Genomic DNA, 16,950 nt, shown 5'->3' on the forward strand with positions numbered 1-16,950 from the left:
GGAGCCGGTCGGCGACGTTGCGCTTCGCCGTTCTGGTCTTCGCCTTGCAGATCGCCGGGTCGGCGGTGGTGCTGCTGACCGTCCGGACGATCACCGAGAACCGGCTGACCGCCAGTGCCACCGATCACGCGACCCGGTTGCGGGCGTTGCTGCTCGACGGCTGGGCGTCGGGTGGCGTCGATGGGGTGGTGCGCGCGGCGGACGCGCGGCTGGACCGCAGCGACCGGCCGCAATCGGTCGTGCTGGTGATGCGTCGCGACGGCCGGGTGCTGGCCGGCAACGTCGCGGCGTGGCCGCCCAATATCGTCGTCGGGCCGCCGACGACGATCGCGATCTTCCGCGTGGCGCGCGCGCAACCCGAAGCGATGCGGGTGATCGGCACCGTCCTGCCCGATGGCACGCGACTGCTGACCGGCCATGTGATCGAGGGCGAACTGGCGTTCGTGGGCGCGATGGAAGTGGCGATGGTCGCGGCGATGATCGTCGCGCTGCTGCTCGCCGGGCTGGCCGGATGGGCGGCCGCCCGGCTGATCGCCGCGCGGCTGGGGCGGACGGCGCAGACGGTGGCGGCGGTGACGGCGGGGGACCTCGACCGGCGGGTCGCGCTGGACGGTGGCAACGACGCGTTCGAGGCGCTGGGCCGATCGGTCAATGCGATGCTCGACCGGATCGCGACGCTGGTGGGCGAATTGAAGCTGGCGACCGACGGGCTGGCACACGACCTGCGCTCGCCGCTTACCCGGCTACGCGCCACGCTGGAACGCGCGCTGGCGGCGGCGGACAGCGAGGAAGGGCGCGTCGCGGTGCTGCGGGCGATGGAGGAGGGCGATCGGCTGCTCGGTATGCTCGACACCGCGCTGCGCATCACCCGTGCCGAGGCGGGGATCGGGCGCGAGGCGTTCCAGCCGGTCGACCTGTCGGCGCTGGTGGCCGATGTGGCGGATATGTTCGAACCGGTGGCAGAGGATCGCGGGCTGGCGATCGTCGTTGCGGAGGGCGATACGATCACCGTGCCGGCCAATCGAGAGATGATCGGACAGGCGGTGGCAAATCTCGTCGATAACGCATTGAAATACGGCGCAGGCGTCATTCGGCTTGGCGTTGCGGAAGCCGGGGATGCGGTAACGATCACCGTCGCCGATAACGGTCCCGGCATTCCGCCCGACCGCCGTGCCGATGCCCTGCGTCGTTTCGGCCGGCTGGACGCGGCGCGCACCAAAAGCGGGGCGGGGCTGGGCCTGTCGCTGGTCGCCGCCGTCGCGCATCTGCATGGGGGCACGCTGGAACTTGGCGACAATGCACCGGGGCTGGCGGTGCGGATGACGGTGGCGCGGCAGGTCCCGCTGCCTTAAAGCGGTCTTATGGCAAAGGCAGATCGTCTCGCCCGGCTGGACGACCTCCGGCTGGAACAGGAAGCGGAATATCGTACGGCGCTGATCGAGGCGCTTCGCCGCACCGCGTCGGGGAAGTGGGGGCTGTTCGACCATCAGGCCGATCGCCGCACACGGGCCGCGATCGCGCCGGTCATCGATCATCTGGAGGAACTGGGTGAGGCGATCGACGAGGCGCGGGATCAACTCGGGCTGGAGCCGTTCGACCTTCGCCAGCGATTCCTGAAGGCGCGCGGGCCGGTCGGTCCGCAGGCGATGGGCGAACCCCGGCAGGCGCAGGCGTGGCTCGACCAGTTGGCGGCGGAGGACGGCGCGGCAGGATAGGGGCGGCCGGCCGACCGCCCCCGCCATGGTCAGGCCGCAGCGTCGACCCGGCCGCTGCGCTCCAGCTTGCCCCAGCCGACGACGAACCCGCCGATCGCCGATGCGATGGCGCGCAGCACGACCCAGTACATGATCTGCCGGTACACCAGCCGCTGCGCGACCAGCAGGTGCGCAGGGTAACGCGCCTTGTTCCCATCCAGCCGGTACGCGACCCAGCCGCAGGCGACATCGATTGCGGTGAAGCACAGCCAATACAGCCCCATCTGCGACACGTCGCCACTCGTCTGCGCCCAGCCGTGCTGCGCCACGCGGACCGCCGTGCCGACGATCGACAGGATGAGCGCGAGGTCGATCAACGGCGAGATCGCGGCGAAGAAGATCTGGAACAGCCAAGCCTGGGGCAGGCCGATCCGGGCGAGGCCGGCGGGTTTGCCGGTCAGCAGGACGCGGCGATGCTTCCACAGGCATTGCAGCGTGCCGAATGCCCAGCGATAGCGCTGCTTGGCCAGCGCCTTGAAGCTCTCGGGCGCTTCGGTCCATGCGACCGCCCGCGGGTCGTAGGTGACGCGCCAGCCGGCGCGCTGGATGGCGATGGTGAGGTCCTGATCCTCGGCCAGCGTATCCTCGGGATAGCCGCCCACCGCGTCCAGCGCCGTGCGTCGCCATGCGCCGACCGCGCCCGGCACGACGGTCATCGCATCGAACCCGGCCAGCGCGCGGCGTTCGAGGTTCTGCGCGGTGATATATTCGACCGCCTGCCAGCGGGTGACGAGGTTCACCCGGTTGCCGACCCGCGCATCGCCCGCGACCGCGCCCAGCGCCGGATCGGCGAACCAGCGCGCCAGCCGGGCGATGGTCGTCGGTTCGAACTGCGTATCGGCGTCGAGCGCGATGATGACCTCGCCCTCCGCCTGCAACAGCGCGCGGTTGAGCGCCGCCGCCTTGCCGCCATTGACCAACGTCAGCAGCGTGACGCGCGGATCGTCGGCGAAGCGGTCGCGGACGACGGCGCTCGTCGCATCCTTCGACCCGTCATCGGCGACGATCACCTGCAACCCCGGATAGTCGCTGGCCAGCACCCGCGCGACCGAATCGGCGATCACGCGCTCTTCGTTATAGGCCGGGATGATGACCGAAACGCTTGGGTGATAGTCGGGCGGGGTCGGCCGCTTGCGCAGCGACTGGAACCACGCCAGCGCCGCCATCAACACCGCGCGCGCCATGCCGAGGCCGATGGCGAGGTAGAACAGCCACGCCAGGCCGACGGAGATCGCCGCCAGCACGATGAAGATCGCGACGTCGGTGCGCACTGCCATCAGATCGCGCCCGGTGACCGCAGGCATTGCGACGGCGCGCGGGACGCCGACTAGCTGCGATGCGGTGACGAAATGATAGCCTTTGGCCTTCAGGATCGCGATGATGCGCGGCAGTGCCTCGACCGTCTGCTGTCGATCGCCGCCGCCATCGTGCAGCAGCACGATGTTGCGCGAGCTGTCGGCGCTGGCGTCGTCCACCTGTTCGACGACCTGGCGCACGATGGCGTCGGTGCCGGGGCGTTGCCAGTCGTTCGGATCGACATGCAGCCCGACGACGGTATAGCCCAGGTCCTGCGCCAGCAGCGCCGGCGCGATTTCGTCCATCGTGGTCGGTTCGGCGTCCCCGAAATAGGGTGCGCGGAACAGCGTGGTAGACCGTCCGGTATAGGCCTGGATCAGCCGCTGCGTGGCGTTCAGCTCCAGCCTTGTCGTGCGTTCGCCGGTGGTGGCGAGGTTCGGGTGGGTATAGCTGTGGTTGCCGATCTCGTCCCCGTCGCGGACCATCCGCTGCAACAGGCCGGGATGTTCCAGCGCATTCTCGCCGACGACGAAGAAGGTCGCAGGCACGCCGGCCTTTTCCAGCGCATTGAGGATCGGGGGCGTCCAGGTCGCGTCAGGGCCGTCATCGAACGTCAGCGCGATCGCCTTCGGATCGGCGGCGCCGGTGCGCTGCACGACATAGGGCGTGGGGAGCGCGGCATAGCGTTCGTCGGCGATCATGCCGTCGCGATCGAATTGCAGCGCGCGCCGCCCGTCGGTCGGCCGGTTGGTGATCCGCAGCACCTCGCCCGACCCCTCGACGTCGACATTCACCGCGCTCTGCAACTGGTTGATCCGGGGAACGCGGTCGGCGGTGCGGAACGCGGCCAGATCGTTCCAGATGCCGGCATCCTCGCTGCCCAGTCGCCACAGCGCCACGTCGTCGAGGCCCATGCGGCGCAGCGCCGCCAGTTCGTTCCAGCTGGTCGCGGCGTCCAGCATCCAAACCTGATGCCGGCTGCCGCGTTCGTCGTCATAGGTGAAGCCGGCATTGCCGCTCGACCGGTCGAACCCGATTTGTGCCGACGAATCATGCGCGGCCAACCACGCTTCCTCGATCGACAGCGCATCGGCGCCGCCGTCGTGCCAGTCATAGGCATAGCTGCCCAGCGCCACGACCAGCTTGTCGCGGCCGACCTGGCGCATCGCCTGTTCGACCTGTCCGACGAACCAGGGCTGCGACGCGATCGGACCCGGCGTGCCGCTTTCCCAATGTTCGTCATAGGCCATCAGGATCACCCGGTCGGTGGCGCGCGCGATGTCGCCCAGCCGCCAGTCGGGGTCGCCCGCCGGGGCGGTGACGGCCAGGGTCGCGCCCTTGGGCAGCGCCGCATGGAGCTGGGCCAGGAACGCCGGATAGCGGGCGACGGCGGCGTCTGGCAGGCTTTCATAATCTATTACCAGCCCGGCGGCGCGATGCGCCTGCACATAGCCGGCAAGCTGCGCGACCAGCGCGGCGCGGGCCTTCGGATCGGCGAGCATCCGGTCGGCACCGGCACCGTCCCATGCCGCATCGGTCAGGTTCTGCACCATCGGCAGGACCTTCGGCGCATGGCGCACGCCGGCCAGCAGCTGGGCCAGACGCGGATCGTCGATCGCGTGCACCTGTTGCCCGACCACCGATACGAAGGCGGGAACGACCCAGTCCAGCCCGGCCATGTGCCGCTGCAACGATGACAGGCCGCCGGCGGTGTCCGGCACGTAGAAGCCGATGGTCAGCGGCGATCCGGGCGAAGGGGCGGAGGCACGCGGCAGCCAGCGGCCATGTTTGGCAAGGCCGTCGCCGCGCGGCGCGAACGTCTCGCCATGGCGGCGGGTGAACGGCAGCGGCATCCCCAGCGTACGCGGGGTGAGCACCAGCGTCGTGGCAAAGGCGATCGCCGCCAGCACGACCGCGAGGATCAGCAGCGCGACCCCGCGCCGCGCCCAGACGCCGCGCCGGCCGGTGGGATCGAAGAAGATGGGCTTGCTCACGTAGCGACGACCTCAAGGCTGTGCCGGGCGCACGATGCGCCCCCGTCCTGCCGCGTTAGGAGATGGAACCGGGCAGGGCGGTGAGCGCCACATGAACTTTTGGTCACCCGTGCCGTCGCAGCCGGTGATGCCGGTTTGCAACAGGTGCGGACTTCCCGGTTTATTGATGATCGATACTATGCCGCCCGAATTGACAGCCCCCCGGCAAAGCATAGGATGCGGGGATAACGGCGATTTCGGGCCGTTCGAAGTACAGGGGAAGTTACATGGTACAGCGTCGTTCGGCGGCTTTTCGTCGGGTAGCTCGTTGCGCGTTGCTCACATCGGTGATGCCGTTCGCGATGCAGGCACAGGCACAGGAGCGTCCGGTCGAGTCCTTCGACGCACCGCATGTCGGGACGATCTCGACCGCTCCGATCAGCAGCGCCCCGGTCGGCGTCGCGCCCTTCGGTGTCGCGCCGGGTGGCGTGATGCCGGGCGGATCGTCGGTGCACGAGCCGCAGGTGGTCATCAACCCGCCCGGCACGCCGACGACCGCGCGCGACCCGAACGACATCACCGGCGTCGGCCAGATGTTCATCAACCAGGGCGGCGGCAGTCTGAGCCTATGCACCGGCACGCTGGTCAATCCGCGCATGGTCATCCTGGCCGCGCACTGCATGAACACCAGCCCGGCCAGCGCCTATGGCACCGAAACCGGCAACAAGCAGATGGCGTTCGGGTTCAAGGCCGATAACCTGCAGGGCGTGCGTGATTGGCTGTTCGGCAATGCGACGACCGGTGTCACCGCCTTTCGGTCGACCCCGGCCAATGCCATGTTCAACGTCAATCAGGTGTCCTACCTGACCGACTCGCTGAAGCCTGAAAATCGTGGGTTCCTTCAGGCCGATGTCGCCATCGCGACGCTGGATACCCCGGCGGTCGGCATCCCGGCATGGGCGCTGCTGTTCTCGGCACTACCGGCACCGTCGTCGATCAACAATGCGACCGGCACCGGCTATCACGTCGTCATCACCGGCTATGGCCGTAACGGCACCGGGCTGAACGGCGATACCGGCGGCATCGATTATCGTCGTCGCGTGGCGGAGAATTATCTCGGCGCGCTGACCTCGCTCAGCGATGTCGACATGTTCCTGTATGGCGACACGTCGCGTACGCTGAACCAGAACCTGTACATGACCGACCTCGACGACCCCCGTCGCGGTACGGCGTCGGCCAGCCGGTTCGACTTCAACCTGTTCAAAGACAATGCGCTTCCCAACGAAGGCATCACCGCCGGCGGCGATTCGGGTGGTCCGCTGATCCTCGACAAGGCGCTGGGCAAGCCGGTCGTGCTGGGCGTGCTGTCGGGCGGCACGCGCTACTATAACGCACAGCCGTCCTCGTCCTATGGCACGACGTCCTTCTATCAGCCGCTCTATCTCTATTGGGACTATATCGTCGCCTCGAACCCCTATCGCTATGTCAGCGCGAAGGCGGGCGACGCGAAGTGGACCGACGCCACCCATTGGCAGACCGAACTCGACCCCAGCTACCAGATACTCCAGAACGGCAAGCTAGTGAACGGTGTGCCGACCACCGCCGGGCAGGGTGAGGCCGGATCGGGCGGTGATTTCGGGCAATTGTGCTTCGAAAGCGCGGCCAGCTCGATCTGCAAGGACCTGTCGACCGGCATCTATTATCAGGACGGTGTGGCGGTTTCGCGCGATCCGGTCGACGCCGGCCCGGCCGCCGTGGCGCGTGCCGCCGCGACGCTCGCCAATGGCCTGCCCGGTGCGTCGAACTTCGTGCCGAACAACAGCGATCCGGTGAAGGCATCGGGTATCGTGGCGCGCTATTTCGACGTCACGCTGGGTGCCGCCGGAACCACGACGCTCGACACCACCGCCACTATCGACCGCCTGTCGATCGCAAACAGCGCGGCGCGACTGAACGTCACCAGCACGGGTTCGCTGACCAGCCTGATCGAGATCAACCAGCTGAACGGCCAGACGGTCGTCGACGGGCGGGTACGCACCGGTGGCGACTATTTCCTGCTGGGCGGCCTGCTCAGCGGGTCGGGCCGGGTCGACTCGCGCTTCCTGACCAGCGTCAGCGGTACAGTCGCGCCGGGCACGATCGGGACGATCGGCACGCTGACCGTCGGTGGCAACCTGATCCTGGCATCGGGAACCCAGCTGGCGATTGACATCGGCACCGGTGGCGCGTCGGACAAGATCGCGGTCGTCCGCAACGGCACGACCGACGGTCTGGCCAGCATCGGCGGTTCGGTTCTGTTCAATCCGGTCGCCGGCAGCACCATCCGCTATAACGACAGCTACACGATCCTGACCGCCGCCGGCGAAATCCGCGGCCGCTTTGCCCAGCCGGGCGCGCTGAGCGCCATCCTGCGGCCGGTGCTGAGCTATAGCGCGAACAGCGTGACCGCGCGGATCGATGCGGGCAGCTATGCCAATGTCGTCGCACAGACGCCGATCCAGACCGCCTATGCCCAGTTGCTCGACCAGAATCGCGGCAATTATTCGGCGCTGTCCGAAGCGTACGGCATTCTCGATCTGCAGACGCAGGCCGGTATCCAGGCATCGCTGGAAGGGCTGGCCCCGCGTACCGAGACGACCAAGCGCGCCATCGGTACGGCGGCGATGGACAATGTCGCCCGCTTCTATCGCGAGCGGCTGGCGGCGATCGATCCGGCACAGCCGCTGGGCGGCACCCTGGCCGTCATGGGTCGGCCGAGCGATGTGGTCGTCGGGGCGGTGATGGCGCCGACCATGGGCGTCGCGGCGCAGACCGATGCCTCGGTCACGTCGATCCGCGAAGGCGTGCTGCCCGATGATGCCAGCGCGTTTCTGGCGGGTGGCTATATCCGTGGCAGCGCGCCGGGGATGCCGACCGCCAATCCGATGGGTGGCCGCGACGAATTCGACGGCTTCTACATCGCGGGCGGCGTCGAAAAGGCGCTGTCTGATACCGCCGTGCTCGGTTTCGGCCTGTCGTACAGCGATGTAGATGGCCAGCAGCGCTTCGGCCAGACCGCACGCGGCGAGTTGATCCAGGGCACGCTGTACGGCAAGGTGCAGGGACCGATGGGCGCTACCATCGACGCACAGTTCGGCGCAGGCGTGTATCAGGCACGCACCAGCCGCAGCGTGACGCTGGGCACCACCCCGTTCACCCTGCGCGCCCGCGACAATGCGCTTGCGCTCTCGGCAGAGGTTGGCGCGGGCTACCTGTTCGGCACCGACCGGTTGCACATCGGTCCGCGCGTCGCGGTCCGCGCCAGCCAGCTAGGCTTCACGCCGACGGTCGAGACCGGTGGCGGCCCGGCCCTGCGCTACGATGCCGACAATTACACCAGCCTGCAGGGCCGCGCGGGCGCGGTGCTGGACGGTGCGTTCGGCGGCTTCCGCCCGTTCGCCTCGGCCTATTATGTCCGCGAGTTCGAGGATCGCGCGGCGTTCTTCACCGCCAATTTCGCGAACGGCATCGGACCGAGCGTCGCCTTCGCGCTGCCCAGCCGGGACGACGAATGGGGCGAAGTCGGCGGTGGCTTCGCGTTCGGCAGCGACAAGGTGGAATTCTCGATCGCGGCCGACACCACGATCGAACGCGACATCCGCAACCAGTCGTATCGCGGCACGGTGAAGGTGCGGTTCTGATCCGACCCGACCGGCGCGGGCAGGCGCGCCGGTCGATCCGGTGAAATGCGAAAAGGCGGTGGCCCCCAACCGGGCCACCGCCTTTTTCCTGTCAGCCGGACGCGCAAAACCCGAGCCGGTAGACGCGGTTCGGGCGGATTATCGATGTCGCTGTGAACAGCATGGTGGACGCACTTGGGCTCGAACCAAGGACCCGCTGATTAAGAGTCAGCTGCTCTACCAACTGAGCTATGCGTCCATGCGCTGGACAGGTGGTGGACGCACTTGGGCTCGAACCAAGGACCCGCTGATTAAGAGTCAGCTGCTCTACCAACTGAGCTATGCGTCCGTCGCCTGGGCGATGGGGCGGGCCGGGCTGGCCGATCCGCCGTTGGAGCGGCGCCTTTAGCGAACCTTTGCCCTCACGCAAACCCTATTTTTCAAATCTCCGAAAAAACAGCGTCAGAACCGGACCCGGTCGCGGTTTTCGCGGTCGATCGCCATCAGGATGCCGATACAGCCCAGCACCGTCATCTGCGCCGATCCGCCATAGCTGACCAGCGGCAGGGGGATGCCCACCACCGGCGCCAGCCCCATGACCATGGCGAGATTGATCGCGACGTAGAAGAAGATGGTGGTGGCAAGGCCGCCCGCCACGAGCTTCGAGAAGCGTCCTTCCGCCCGCACGCCGACCCCCACGCCCCAGCGGACGAGCAGGATGAAGGCGGTAATCAGGAACACGCCGCCGACCAGGCCCCATTCCTCCGCCATGGTCGCGAACACGAAGTCGGTATGCCCCTCGGGCAGATAGTCGAGATGGCTCTGCGTGCCGTTCAGGAACCCCTTGCCAAAGATGCCGCCCGATCCGATCGCGATCTTCGACTGGCTGATGTGATAGCCGGTGCCCAGCGGATCGCTTTCGGGGTTGAGGAAGATCAGCACGCGGTTCTTCTGATAGTCGTGCAGCACGAAGTTGAACGCGAGCGGCGCGGCGATGGCGACGCCCAGCGCGCCACCGATGAACAGGCGCAGGGGAAGGCCCGCGAGGAACATGACCGTCAGGCCGCCTGCGGTAATCATCAGCGCGGTGCCGAGGTCGGGCTGCAGCATGACCAGCGCGACGGGCACACCCAGCATCGCCGCCGCCGGCCACACCGCGCCGAAACGCCGTATCTCGCCCGCTGGCAGCAGGTCGTAGAAGCGCGCCAGCGCCAGCACGATCGCCGGCTTCATGAATTCGGACGGCTGTACCCGGATGAAGCCGAGGTCGAGCCAGCGCTGCGACCCGCCCTTCACCGCGCCGACCAGTTCGACCAGCACCAGCATGACGGTGATGACGGCATAGGCGGGCAGGGCGATCCCCTGCCAGAAACTCATGCGGATGCGCGAAATACCGATGGCGGCGAGCAGGAAGATGGCGAACGCCAGCCCCTGTCGCGAGGCCCAGGGCTGCACGCTGCCGCCGGCGGCGGAGAACAGCACCACCAGCCCGAACCCGCCGATCGCGATCAGCAGGAACAGGACGCGCCACGGCAGCCTCGCCAGCGGTGCCGGAACGAAACCTAGCCCGTGCGAGGTCGTCTGGTTGATGCGCTTCATTCGGTGCGTTCAGTCACGTTGGATTGGGCGACCGCCGTGTCGGGTTCGCTCTGGTTGGCGGCGGAGTCCACCACGTTGCTGGTCGCGCCTTCGACGTCGGCGGGCGTGGCGGGTACGGTGGCGATGGGTGCGGCCTGTTCGGCCTCGAACGCCTTCCACTGCGCGGCCATGCGCGTCTGGACGTCGCCGCCCCATTCGCGTTCGAGCGGTTCGAGGCGGGCCATCGCCTTGTCGCGGTCGAACAGCCACGACAGGATGTCGCTGGCGATCGGCGCGGCGGTGTAGATGTGCCCGGAATGCTCCAGCACGACCGACACTGCATAGCGCGGCGCGGCGGCGGGGGCGTAGCCGATGAAGAGCGAGTGATCGCGCATCCGGAACGGCACCGCGCTGTCGCCCAGCACGCCGGTTCGGCGCTCCGCCATGGTGATGCGACGAACCTGCGCGGTGCCGGTCTTGCCGGCCAGTTCGATGCCCGCCGGCAGCCCCTGAAAGCGCGAGCGCCCGCCGGTGCCGCCGCCATTTACCACGGCCCAGGTCGCCTTGTGGACGGTCGCCAGCATCTCGGGATCGATGCCCATTGATGGCGCTGGTGTGTGCGCGGTGTCGAGCAGGAGGCGCGGCACCACCGCGCGCCCCTGCGCCAGCCGTGCGGCCATGACCGCGAGCTGCAACGGATTGGTCAAGACATAGCCCTGGCCGATCGACGCGTTGACCGAATCCGCGACGGTCCATTTCTGTTTGTATTTCCGTAGCTTCCATGCACTATCCGGCACGGTGCCGTACCGCTGCGATTGGAAGGGAAGGTCGAATTTCTGCCCCAGCCCCATCTCGCGCACCGTCTTCGCGAACGCGTCGTACCCCAGCTCGCGAGCCATGGTGTAGAAATAGATGTCGCAGCTCTGTGCCACGGCCCCGACCATGTCGAGCGGCCCATGGCCGCCGCGCTTGTGGCAGTGGAACCGGCCGGTGCCGACCTGCAGCACGCCGGAGCAGTTGACCCGGCGATGTGGGTCGATGCCGGCCTTCAGGATGGCGAGGCCGTGCATCGGCTTCACCGTCGATCCCGGCGGATACAGCCCTTGCAGCGTCTTGTTCATCAGCGGGATGTGGTCGTCGCCCGACAGCATCTTCCATTCCAGCCGGCCGATGCCGTCCGAAAAGCTGTTCGGGTCGTAGGCAGGCATCGACACCATCGCCAGCACGTCGCCGGTGACCGCGTCCATCACCACCGCCGAACCGGAATTGGGACCGAGGCGGCGGGCGGCAAATTCCTGCAGCCCGAGGTCGATGGTCAGGCGGACGTTGCGCCCCTGCTTGTCGGGCCGGGTTTCCAGTTCGCGCACGATCTGGCCACGTGCGGTCACCTCGACCCGCTTTTCCCCGGCGACACCGCGCAATTCGGATTCGAGATTTTTCTCAAGGCCGTCCTTGCCGAGCTTGAAGCCCGGCGTGACCATCAGCGGGTCACGGGTTTCCTTGAACTGTTCGGCGGTGGCCGGCCCGACATAGCCGGTCAGATGCGCGACGGCGGCGCCCGGTGGGTAGCTGCGCGAAAACCCGCGCGTCGGTTGGACACCGGGCAGTTCGGGCAGGCGGACACTGACCGCGGCGAAGCGTTCCCAGTCGAGATTTTCGGCGACCTGGACCGGCGTCGACTTGCCGGCGCGCTTCAGGTCGGTCTGGATGCGCGCCATATCCTCCGGCGTCAGCGCCAGCAGGCTGCGCAGTTCGCCCAGCACCCGATCGCCGTCTTCCATTCGGTCCGGGATCAGGTCGACGCGGAAATCGGTGCGATTGTTGGCGATCGGCGCCCCGTGCCGATCGATGATCCAGCCGCGCCGTGGCGGAATCTTGGTCTGGTTGACCCGGTTTTTTTCGGACAGGACGTTATAGCGCTCGTTCTCCGCGACCGACAGCCAGGCCATGCGACTGGCGAGCACGACGCCGACCGCCACCTGCGCCCCGCCCAGCACCATCGCACGCCGGGAAAAGCTGAACGCCTGCGCCGCCTCGGTGACGATCCTGCTCATTCATCCTCGCTACCACCAAGTGCCGTACATAGCCGTGTTGCAGCAGGGAACAACGCCACCGATACGATGATCTGAAATAACAGCACGGTATCGACATGCGCCGAAAGGCTGGTGGCAAAGGCACGCCCGACGATCAGGCAAACGGCGATCGAGCCGCCGGCGAGCAACCAGTCCTGCCAGAAATCGCGGGTGACGAGGCGGGTATCGACCAGATCGAGCATCAGCGAACAAAGCTGCCACAACAGCACCGCGCTGCCCAGCGGTTGGCCGCTCACCAGATCGTCGAACAGGCCAAGCGGTGCCGCAGCCCAGACGGGCAGCGCGCCGGGACGAAGCAAGCGCCAGCCGAGGAACATCAGCAGGCCGAAGGGCGGCAGGAACGGCACCGTCGCCACGACCGGCAACAGCGTGACCAGCGATCCACCCAGGATGCTCGCGACCGCCTTGCGCGTAACGATGCGCTCGGACCGGTCGTCGTCGGGACCGAGCAGCTTCATTCGGCGGCGGGCTTGGGCGTCGGTGTCGCGCTGGGGGTCGGGCGGGGAACCGGTGCGGACAGGAAGGCGCGCTCGACCAAGGCGAAGTCCAGCCCGTCGGGTTCGGCGAAGACGCGCGCGGGCGCCACGTCGCGCTGGCTGCGCGACACCCGCGCCACCGGCACGCCCGGCGGGTAGATGCCGCCGGTGCCCGACGTGACGAACACGTCGCCCGCCAGCAGCGGGGCGTTGGCGATCCCGGCGGCGCGGACCTCGACCATGCCGTTGCCCAAGCCGACGACGATCGCCGACAGCCCGTCACGGGTGCGGCGTACCGGCACGATGCTTTCGGGATCGATGATGAGCAGGACGCTGGCGGTGTTGGGGCTGGTTTCGATGACCCGCCCGATCAGGCCGTTGGGTCCGCGCACGGGCTGGCCGCGCAGCACGCCTTGTCCCGATCCGGCATTGAGCGTGGCGAAGCGGCGGGTGCTGCTGGCTGAGCTGTTGACCAGCCGGGCGGTAACGACGGGGGCGGCGGACCGGTCGCGCAGGTTCAGCAACGTGCGCAACCGGGCGTTTTCCCGGTTCAGCAGCCGCGCCTGCATCAAGTAACGACGGGTCGCCTCCTCCCGCGCACGCAAACGGCGGTTTTCCGAAACCGCACCGAAATAGTCACCGATACCGCTCGGCACCGACGCGACACCGTCCCACGCCCAGTCGAGACCGGACGAAACAGGGGTCGTCGCCTCCCGGACCGCGCCGCGCAGGGCGGCGAAGGCGCGGGGGTCGATGATCGAGATGAGGAGCAGGATCGCACCGACAAGCGCGCCGCTCGCCGCCAGCACATAGCCGGCGAACACCGTATATTGCGCCCGCCGGGAAAATCCCGAACGGTGGTTGCGTGGCGGCGCCATGCCCCCGGACCCCTAGAGCCTGATGACATGGTTTTGACCCGTCGGGACGGAGCCGATGCGGGTCTGTGGATAGGAGAGAGGACGGAACGGGGCCTTCCCCCCGTGACGGACGAACGACGCCGCCACAGACCTGCATCGGCCCGCCGCTTCGCGGTTGCCCTGCGCCGCCCGCCGGACATCGTCGCCCCGCTTGCCCGGGCGATGCGCCCGCGCTGCGCGGCGCTCCTCACCGGCAAACGGCGCAGGGCAATCACGATGGGTCAAGACCATGTCATCAGGCTCTATGTCAGACGGCGAGCAGGACGCCCTTGTAGATCGGATCCTCCAGCGCGCGCCCGGTGCCGAGCGCGACGCAGGTCAGCGGGTCTTCGGCAACGGTCACCGGCAGGCCGGTTTCGTCGCGCAGCACTTCGTCGATTCCCTGCAGCAGCGCGCCGCCGCCGGTCAGCACGATCCCCTGATCGACGATGTCGGCGGCCAGTTCGGGCGCGGTATTTTCCAGCGCGATGCGTACGCCCTCGACGATGGCGGCGACCGGCTCGGACAGCGCCTCGGCGATCTGGCCCTGGTTGATCTGGATTTCTTTCGGCACCCCGTTCACGAGGTCGCGACCCTTGACGTAGATCAGCGTGCCGATGCCGTCGGCCGGCGGCTTGGCGGTGCCGACTTCCTGCTTGATCCGCTCGGCGGTCGCTTCACCGATCAGCAGATTGTGGTTGCGGCGGACATAGCTGACGATCGCTTCGTCCATCTTGTCGCCGCCGACGCGGACCGACGTCGAATAAGCGAGACCGCGCAGCGACAGCACCGCGACTTCGGTCGTGCCACCGCCGATGTCGACGACCATGCTGCCGATCGGTTCGGTGACCGGCATGTCGGCACCGATCGCGGCGGCCATCGGCTCCTCGATCAGCCACACCTGCGACGCACCGGCATTGGATGCGGCATCGCGGATGGCGCGGCGTTCGACGCTGGTCGACCCCGACGGCACGCAGATCACGATCTGCGGCCAGCGGATGAAACGGCGTTGGCCGTGCACCTTCTGGATGAAATGCTTTATCATCTGTTCGGCGACGTCGAGGTCGGCGATGACCCCGTCGCGCATCGGGCGAATCGCCTCGATCGAACCGGGCGTCTTGCCCATCATCAGCTTGGCGTCGTCGCCGACCGCCTTGACCCGCTTCACGCCGTTCAGCGTTTCGACGGCCACGACCGACGGTTCGTTCAGCACGACACCGCGCCCCCGCAGGTACACCACCGTATTGGCGGTGCCGAGGTCGATCGCCATATCATGCGACATGAACTTGAAGAAACGCGAGAAGGCCATCGATACTTCCGTCCTTGTCCGCGTGTCCCGACGCGGCGGTTCGCAGCTTGTACCTCGACCCGTCCGGTCGGCTATCCGATCGGTTGCACGAAGGCAGTTCCAGGTCGCGGGATGAGGCCGCTTGGGCTAGAGCGATCCCCATGTCAATACGCCGTCTCCCCGAGCATCTAGTCAACCGCATCGCCGCGGGGGAAGTGGTGGAACGCCCCGCTTCCGGGCTGAAAGAACTGGTCGAGAACGCGATCGACGCCGGTGCCGCCCGCGTGCTCGTCCGTCTGGCCGGCGGTGGCATCGATTTGATCGAGGTCAGCGACGACGGGTGCGGCATGGGGCCGGCCGATATGGCGTTGGCGCTGGAGCGCCATGCGACCTCCAAGCTGCCCGACGACCGCATCGAAGCCGTCACGACGTTGGGATTTCGCGGCGAAGCGTTGCCGTCGATCGCCAGCGTCGCGCGCCTGTCGATCGAGAGCCGGCCGGCGGGTGCCGAGGGCTGGCTGCGCACCGTCGACAATGGCGACGTGGTCGAGGATCGCCCGGCTGCGGTGCCTCCGGGTACGCGCATCCGGGTCGAGGGGCTGTTCGCGCGCGTCCCGGCACGCCGGAAGTTCCTGCGCTCGGCCCGGTCGGAATTCGCCGCCTGTGTCGACCAGGTGCGGCGGCTGGCGATGGCGCGGCCGGACATCGCCTTCACCCTCGAACATGACGGCCGCCGCGTGCTGGGGGTACAGGCGGGCGAGTCGCGGCCGGAGCGAGTCGCGGCGTTGACCGATCGGGCGCTGGCGATGAACTCGGTCGGGCTGGACTGGGAGCGTGAGGGAATGCGGCTTGGCGGAGTCGCCGGGCTGCCGACCTTCCATCGCGGGGTGGCCGATCATCAATATCTGTTCGTCAACGGCCGGCCGGTGAGGGACCGGTTACTGTCGGGCGCGGTGCGGGGGGCCTATGCCGAGATGCTCGCGCGCGATCGTCATGCGGTCGTCGCGCTGTTCCTCGACGTCGATCCCGATCTGATCGACGTCAACGTCCATCCGGCCAAGACCGAGGTGCGGTTTCGTGATCCGGCGGCGGCGCGCGGTTTGATCGTCGGGGGCCTGCGCCGTGCGCTGGACGAAGCGGGCTTTCGCGCCGTGCAACGTCCCGCCGCCGATGCGATGGCGGCGTGGACGACCGAGCCGGTCGGGCCGGTGGCGGGTCCCGCCGTGCCCCTGCCGCCGCTGGCCGAACCGACCGTGTCGCCGGGCTTTGCCTTCCACGATCGTCAACCGACCTTCTTCGCCCCGCCGCCGCAGGCGCGCGCCGAAGTGGCGGTCGAACCGCCGCCCGCTTCCACCCGGTTTCCGCTGGGCGCCGCGCGAGGGCAGGTCGCGCGGACCTATATCGTCGCGGAGGCGGAGGATGGGCTGGTACTGGTGGATCAGCACGCGGCGCACGAACGACTGGTGCTCGAACGGATGCGGGCCGCGATGGCGACCGGCGGGGTGGCGCGGCAAGCGTTGCTGATCCCCGAAGTGGTCGAGCTGGACGAGGTCGCCTGCGACGCGCTGGAAGACAAGTCGGGGGAACTGGCGGAGTTCGGGCTGGAACTCGAACGCTTCGGCCCCCGTGCGATGCTGGTGCGCGCAACGCCGGCGATGCTGGGGCAAGGTGACGTCATCGGCCTGGTCACCGACCTCGCTGACGAAATCCGTGCGCATGACGCCGCGCTGTCGCTGAAGGAACGGATCGATCATGTCGCCGCGACCATGGCCTGCCATGGATCGGTTCGTGCCGGCCGGGTGTTGTCGGTCGTCGAGATGAACGCCCTGCTGCGCGAGATGGAAGTGACGCCGCATTCGGGCCAGTGCAATCATGGCCGCCCGACCTGGATCAAGCTGGCGCATGGCGACATCGAAAAGCTGTTCGGCCGGAAATGA

At 67.9% G+C, this 16,950-nt stretch carries 10 protein-coding genes and 2 tRNA genes; 4 read left to right on the top strand and 8 right to left on the bottom strand.

Features of this window, described 5'->3' with window-relative positions; translation table 11 throughout:
* Window positions 1-17: 17 nt before the first annotated feature.
* A complete protein-coding gene (locus ASE83_RS04655; protein WP_235512977.1) occupies window positions 18-1,352 on the top strand; it encodes a sensor histidine kinase in 1,335 nt (444 codons plus the stop codon).
* A 9-nt stretch (window positions 1,353-1,361) separates the two neighbouring features.
* Window positions 1,362-1,715: a hypothetical protein gene (locus ASE83_RS04660; protein ID WP_055784224.1), complete on the top strand. Its 354-nt coding sequence runs from the start codon at window positions 1,362-1,364 to the stop codon at window positions 1,713-1,715.
* 29 nt (window positions 1,716-1,744) lie between these two features.
* On the opposite strand, the gene ASE83_RS04665 is transcribed toward ASE83_RS04660, so the two are convergent.
* A complete protein-coding gene (locus tag ASE83_RS04665; protein ID WP_055784226.1) occupies window positions 1,745-5,044 on the bottom strand; it encodes a glycosyltransferase in 3,300 nt (1,099 codons plus the stop codon).
* A 329-nt stretch (window positions 5,045-5,373) separates the two neighbouring features.
* Here ASE83_RS04665 and ASE83_RS04670 point away from each other — a divergent pair, with 329 nt between their 5' ends.
* Entirely contained in the window at window positions 5,374-8,703 is a 3,330-nt protein-coding gene (locus ASE83_RS04670) for an autotransporter domain-containing protein (RefSeq protein ID WP_235513023.1), read from the top strand.
* 162 nt (window positions 8,704-8,865) lie between these two features.
* Here ASE83_RS04670 and ASE83_RS04675 read toward each other — a convergent pair.
* The 7 genes from ASE83_RS04675 to ASE83_RS04705 all read right to left on the bottom strand — a co-directional run bounded on the left by ASE83_RS04675 (window position 8,866) and on the right by ASE83_RS04705 (window position 15,034).
* A tRNA-Lys gene (locus tag ASE83_RS04675) sits at window positions 8,866-8,941 on the bottom strand.
* 14 nt (window positions 8,942-8,955) lie between these two features.
* Window positions 8,956-9,031, bottom strand: a tRNA-Lys gene (locus ASE83_RS04680).
* Between the two features lie 113 nt (window positions 9,032-9,144).
* Window positions 9,145-10,281 carry a rod shape-determining protein RodA gene (gene rodA / locus ASE83_RS04685; protein WP_055784228.1) on the bottom strand — a complete coding sequence of 379 codons (1,137 nt, stop codon included), beginning with the start codon at window positions 10,279-10,281 and terminating at the stop codon, window positions 9,145-9,147.
* On the bottom strand, window positions 10,278-12,314 hold the full coding sequence (gene mrdA, locus ASE83_RS04690; protein ID WP_055784229.1) for a penicillin-binding protein 2: 2,037 nt from the start codon (window positions 12,312-12,314) through the stop codon (window positions 10,278-10,280). The genes rodA and mrdA overlap by 4 nt, the downstream gene beginning before the upstream one ends.
* Window positions 12,311-12,811, bottom strand: a complete 501-nt coding sequence (gene mreD, locus ASE83_RS04695) for a rod shape-determining protein MreD (protein WP_055784231.1) — start codon at window positions 12,809-12,811, stop codon at window positions 12,311-12,313. The genes mrdA and mreD overlap by 4 nt, the downstream gene beginning before the upstream one ends.
* Window positions 12,808-13,707: a rod shape-determining protein MreC gene (gene mreC, locus ASE83_RS04700; RefSeq protein ID WP_055784233.1), complete on the bottom strand. Its 900-nt coding sequence runs from the start codon at window positions 13,705-13,707 to the stop codon at window positions 12,808-12,810. The genes mreD and mreC overlap by 4 nt, the downstream gene beginning before the upstream one ends.
* Window positions 13,708-13,993: 286 nt before the next feature.
* The gene (locus tag ASE83_RS04705; protein ID WP_055756338.1) at window positions 13,994-15,034 is read right to left on the bottom strand and encodes a rod shape-determining protein; all 1,041 of its coding nucleotides are present in this window, start codon (window positions 15,032-15,034) and stop codon (window positions 13,994-13,996) included.
* A 140-nt stretch (window positions 15,035-15,174) separates the two neighbouring features.
* Between ASE83_RS04705 and mutL the strand changes: the two genes are divergently transcribed.
* Complete coding sequence (gene mutL / locus ASE83_RS04710) at window positions 15,175-16,950, top strand: DNA mismatch repair endonuclease MutL (RefSeq protein WP_055784236.1); 1,776 nt, start codon at window positions 15,175-15,177, stop codon at window positions 16,948-16,950.

This window comes from Sphingomonas sp. Leaf32 (assembly GCF_001421765.1).
Classification (GTDB): Bacteria; Pseudomonadota; Alphaproteobacteria; order Sphingomonadales; family Sphingomonadaceae; genus Sphingomonas.

Bases quoted from the DNA above. Each gene is read 5' to 3' on its own strand.
- rodA (WP_055784228.1), bottom strand. From the start codon at position 10,281: ATGAAGCGCATCAACCAGACGACCTCGCACGGGCTAGGTTTCGTTCCG.
- mutL (WP_055784236.1), top strand. From the start codon at position 15,175: ATGTCAATACGCCGTCTCCCCGAGCATCTAGTCAACCGCATCGCCGCG.
- mreD (WP_055784231.1), bottom strand. From the start codon at position 12,811: ATGAAGCTGCTCGGTCCCGACGACGACCGGTCCGAGCGCATCGTTACG.
- ASE83_RS04670 (WP_235513023.1), top strand. From the start codon at position 5,374: ATGCCGTTCGCGATGCAGGCACAGGCACAGGAGCGTCCGGTCGAGTCC.
- mrdA (WP_055784229.1), bottom strand. From the start codon at position 12,314: ATGAGCAGGATCGTCACCGAGGCGGCGCAGGCGTTCAGCTTTTCCCGG.
- ASE83_RS04660 (WP_055784224.1), top strand. From the start codon at position 1,362: ATGGCAAAGGCAGATCGTCTCGCCCGGCTGGACGACCTCCGGCTGGAA.
- ASE83_RS04705 (WP_055756338.1), bottom strand. From the start codon at position 15,034: ATGGCCTTCTCGCGTTTCTTCAAGTTCATGTCGCATGATATGGCGATC.
- mreC (WP_055784233.1), bottom strand. From the start codon at position 13,707: ATGGCGCCGCCACGCAACCACCGTTCGGGATTTTCCCGGCGGGCGCAA.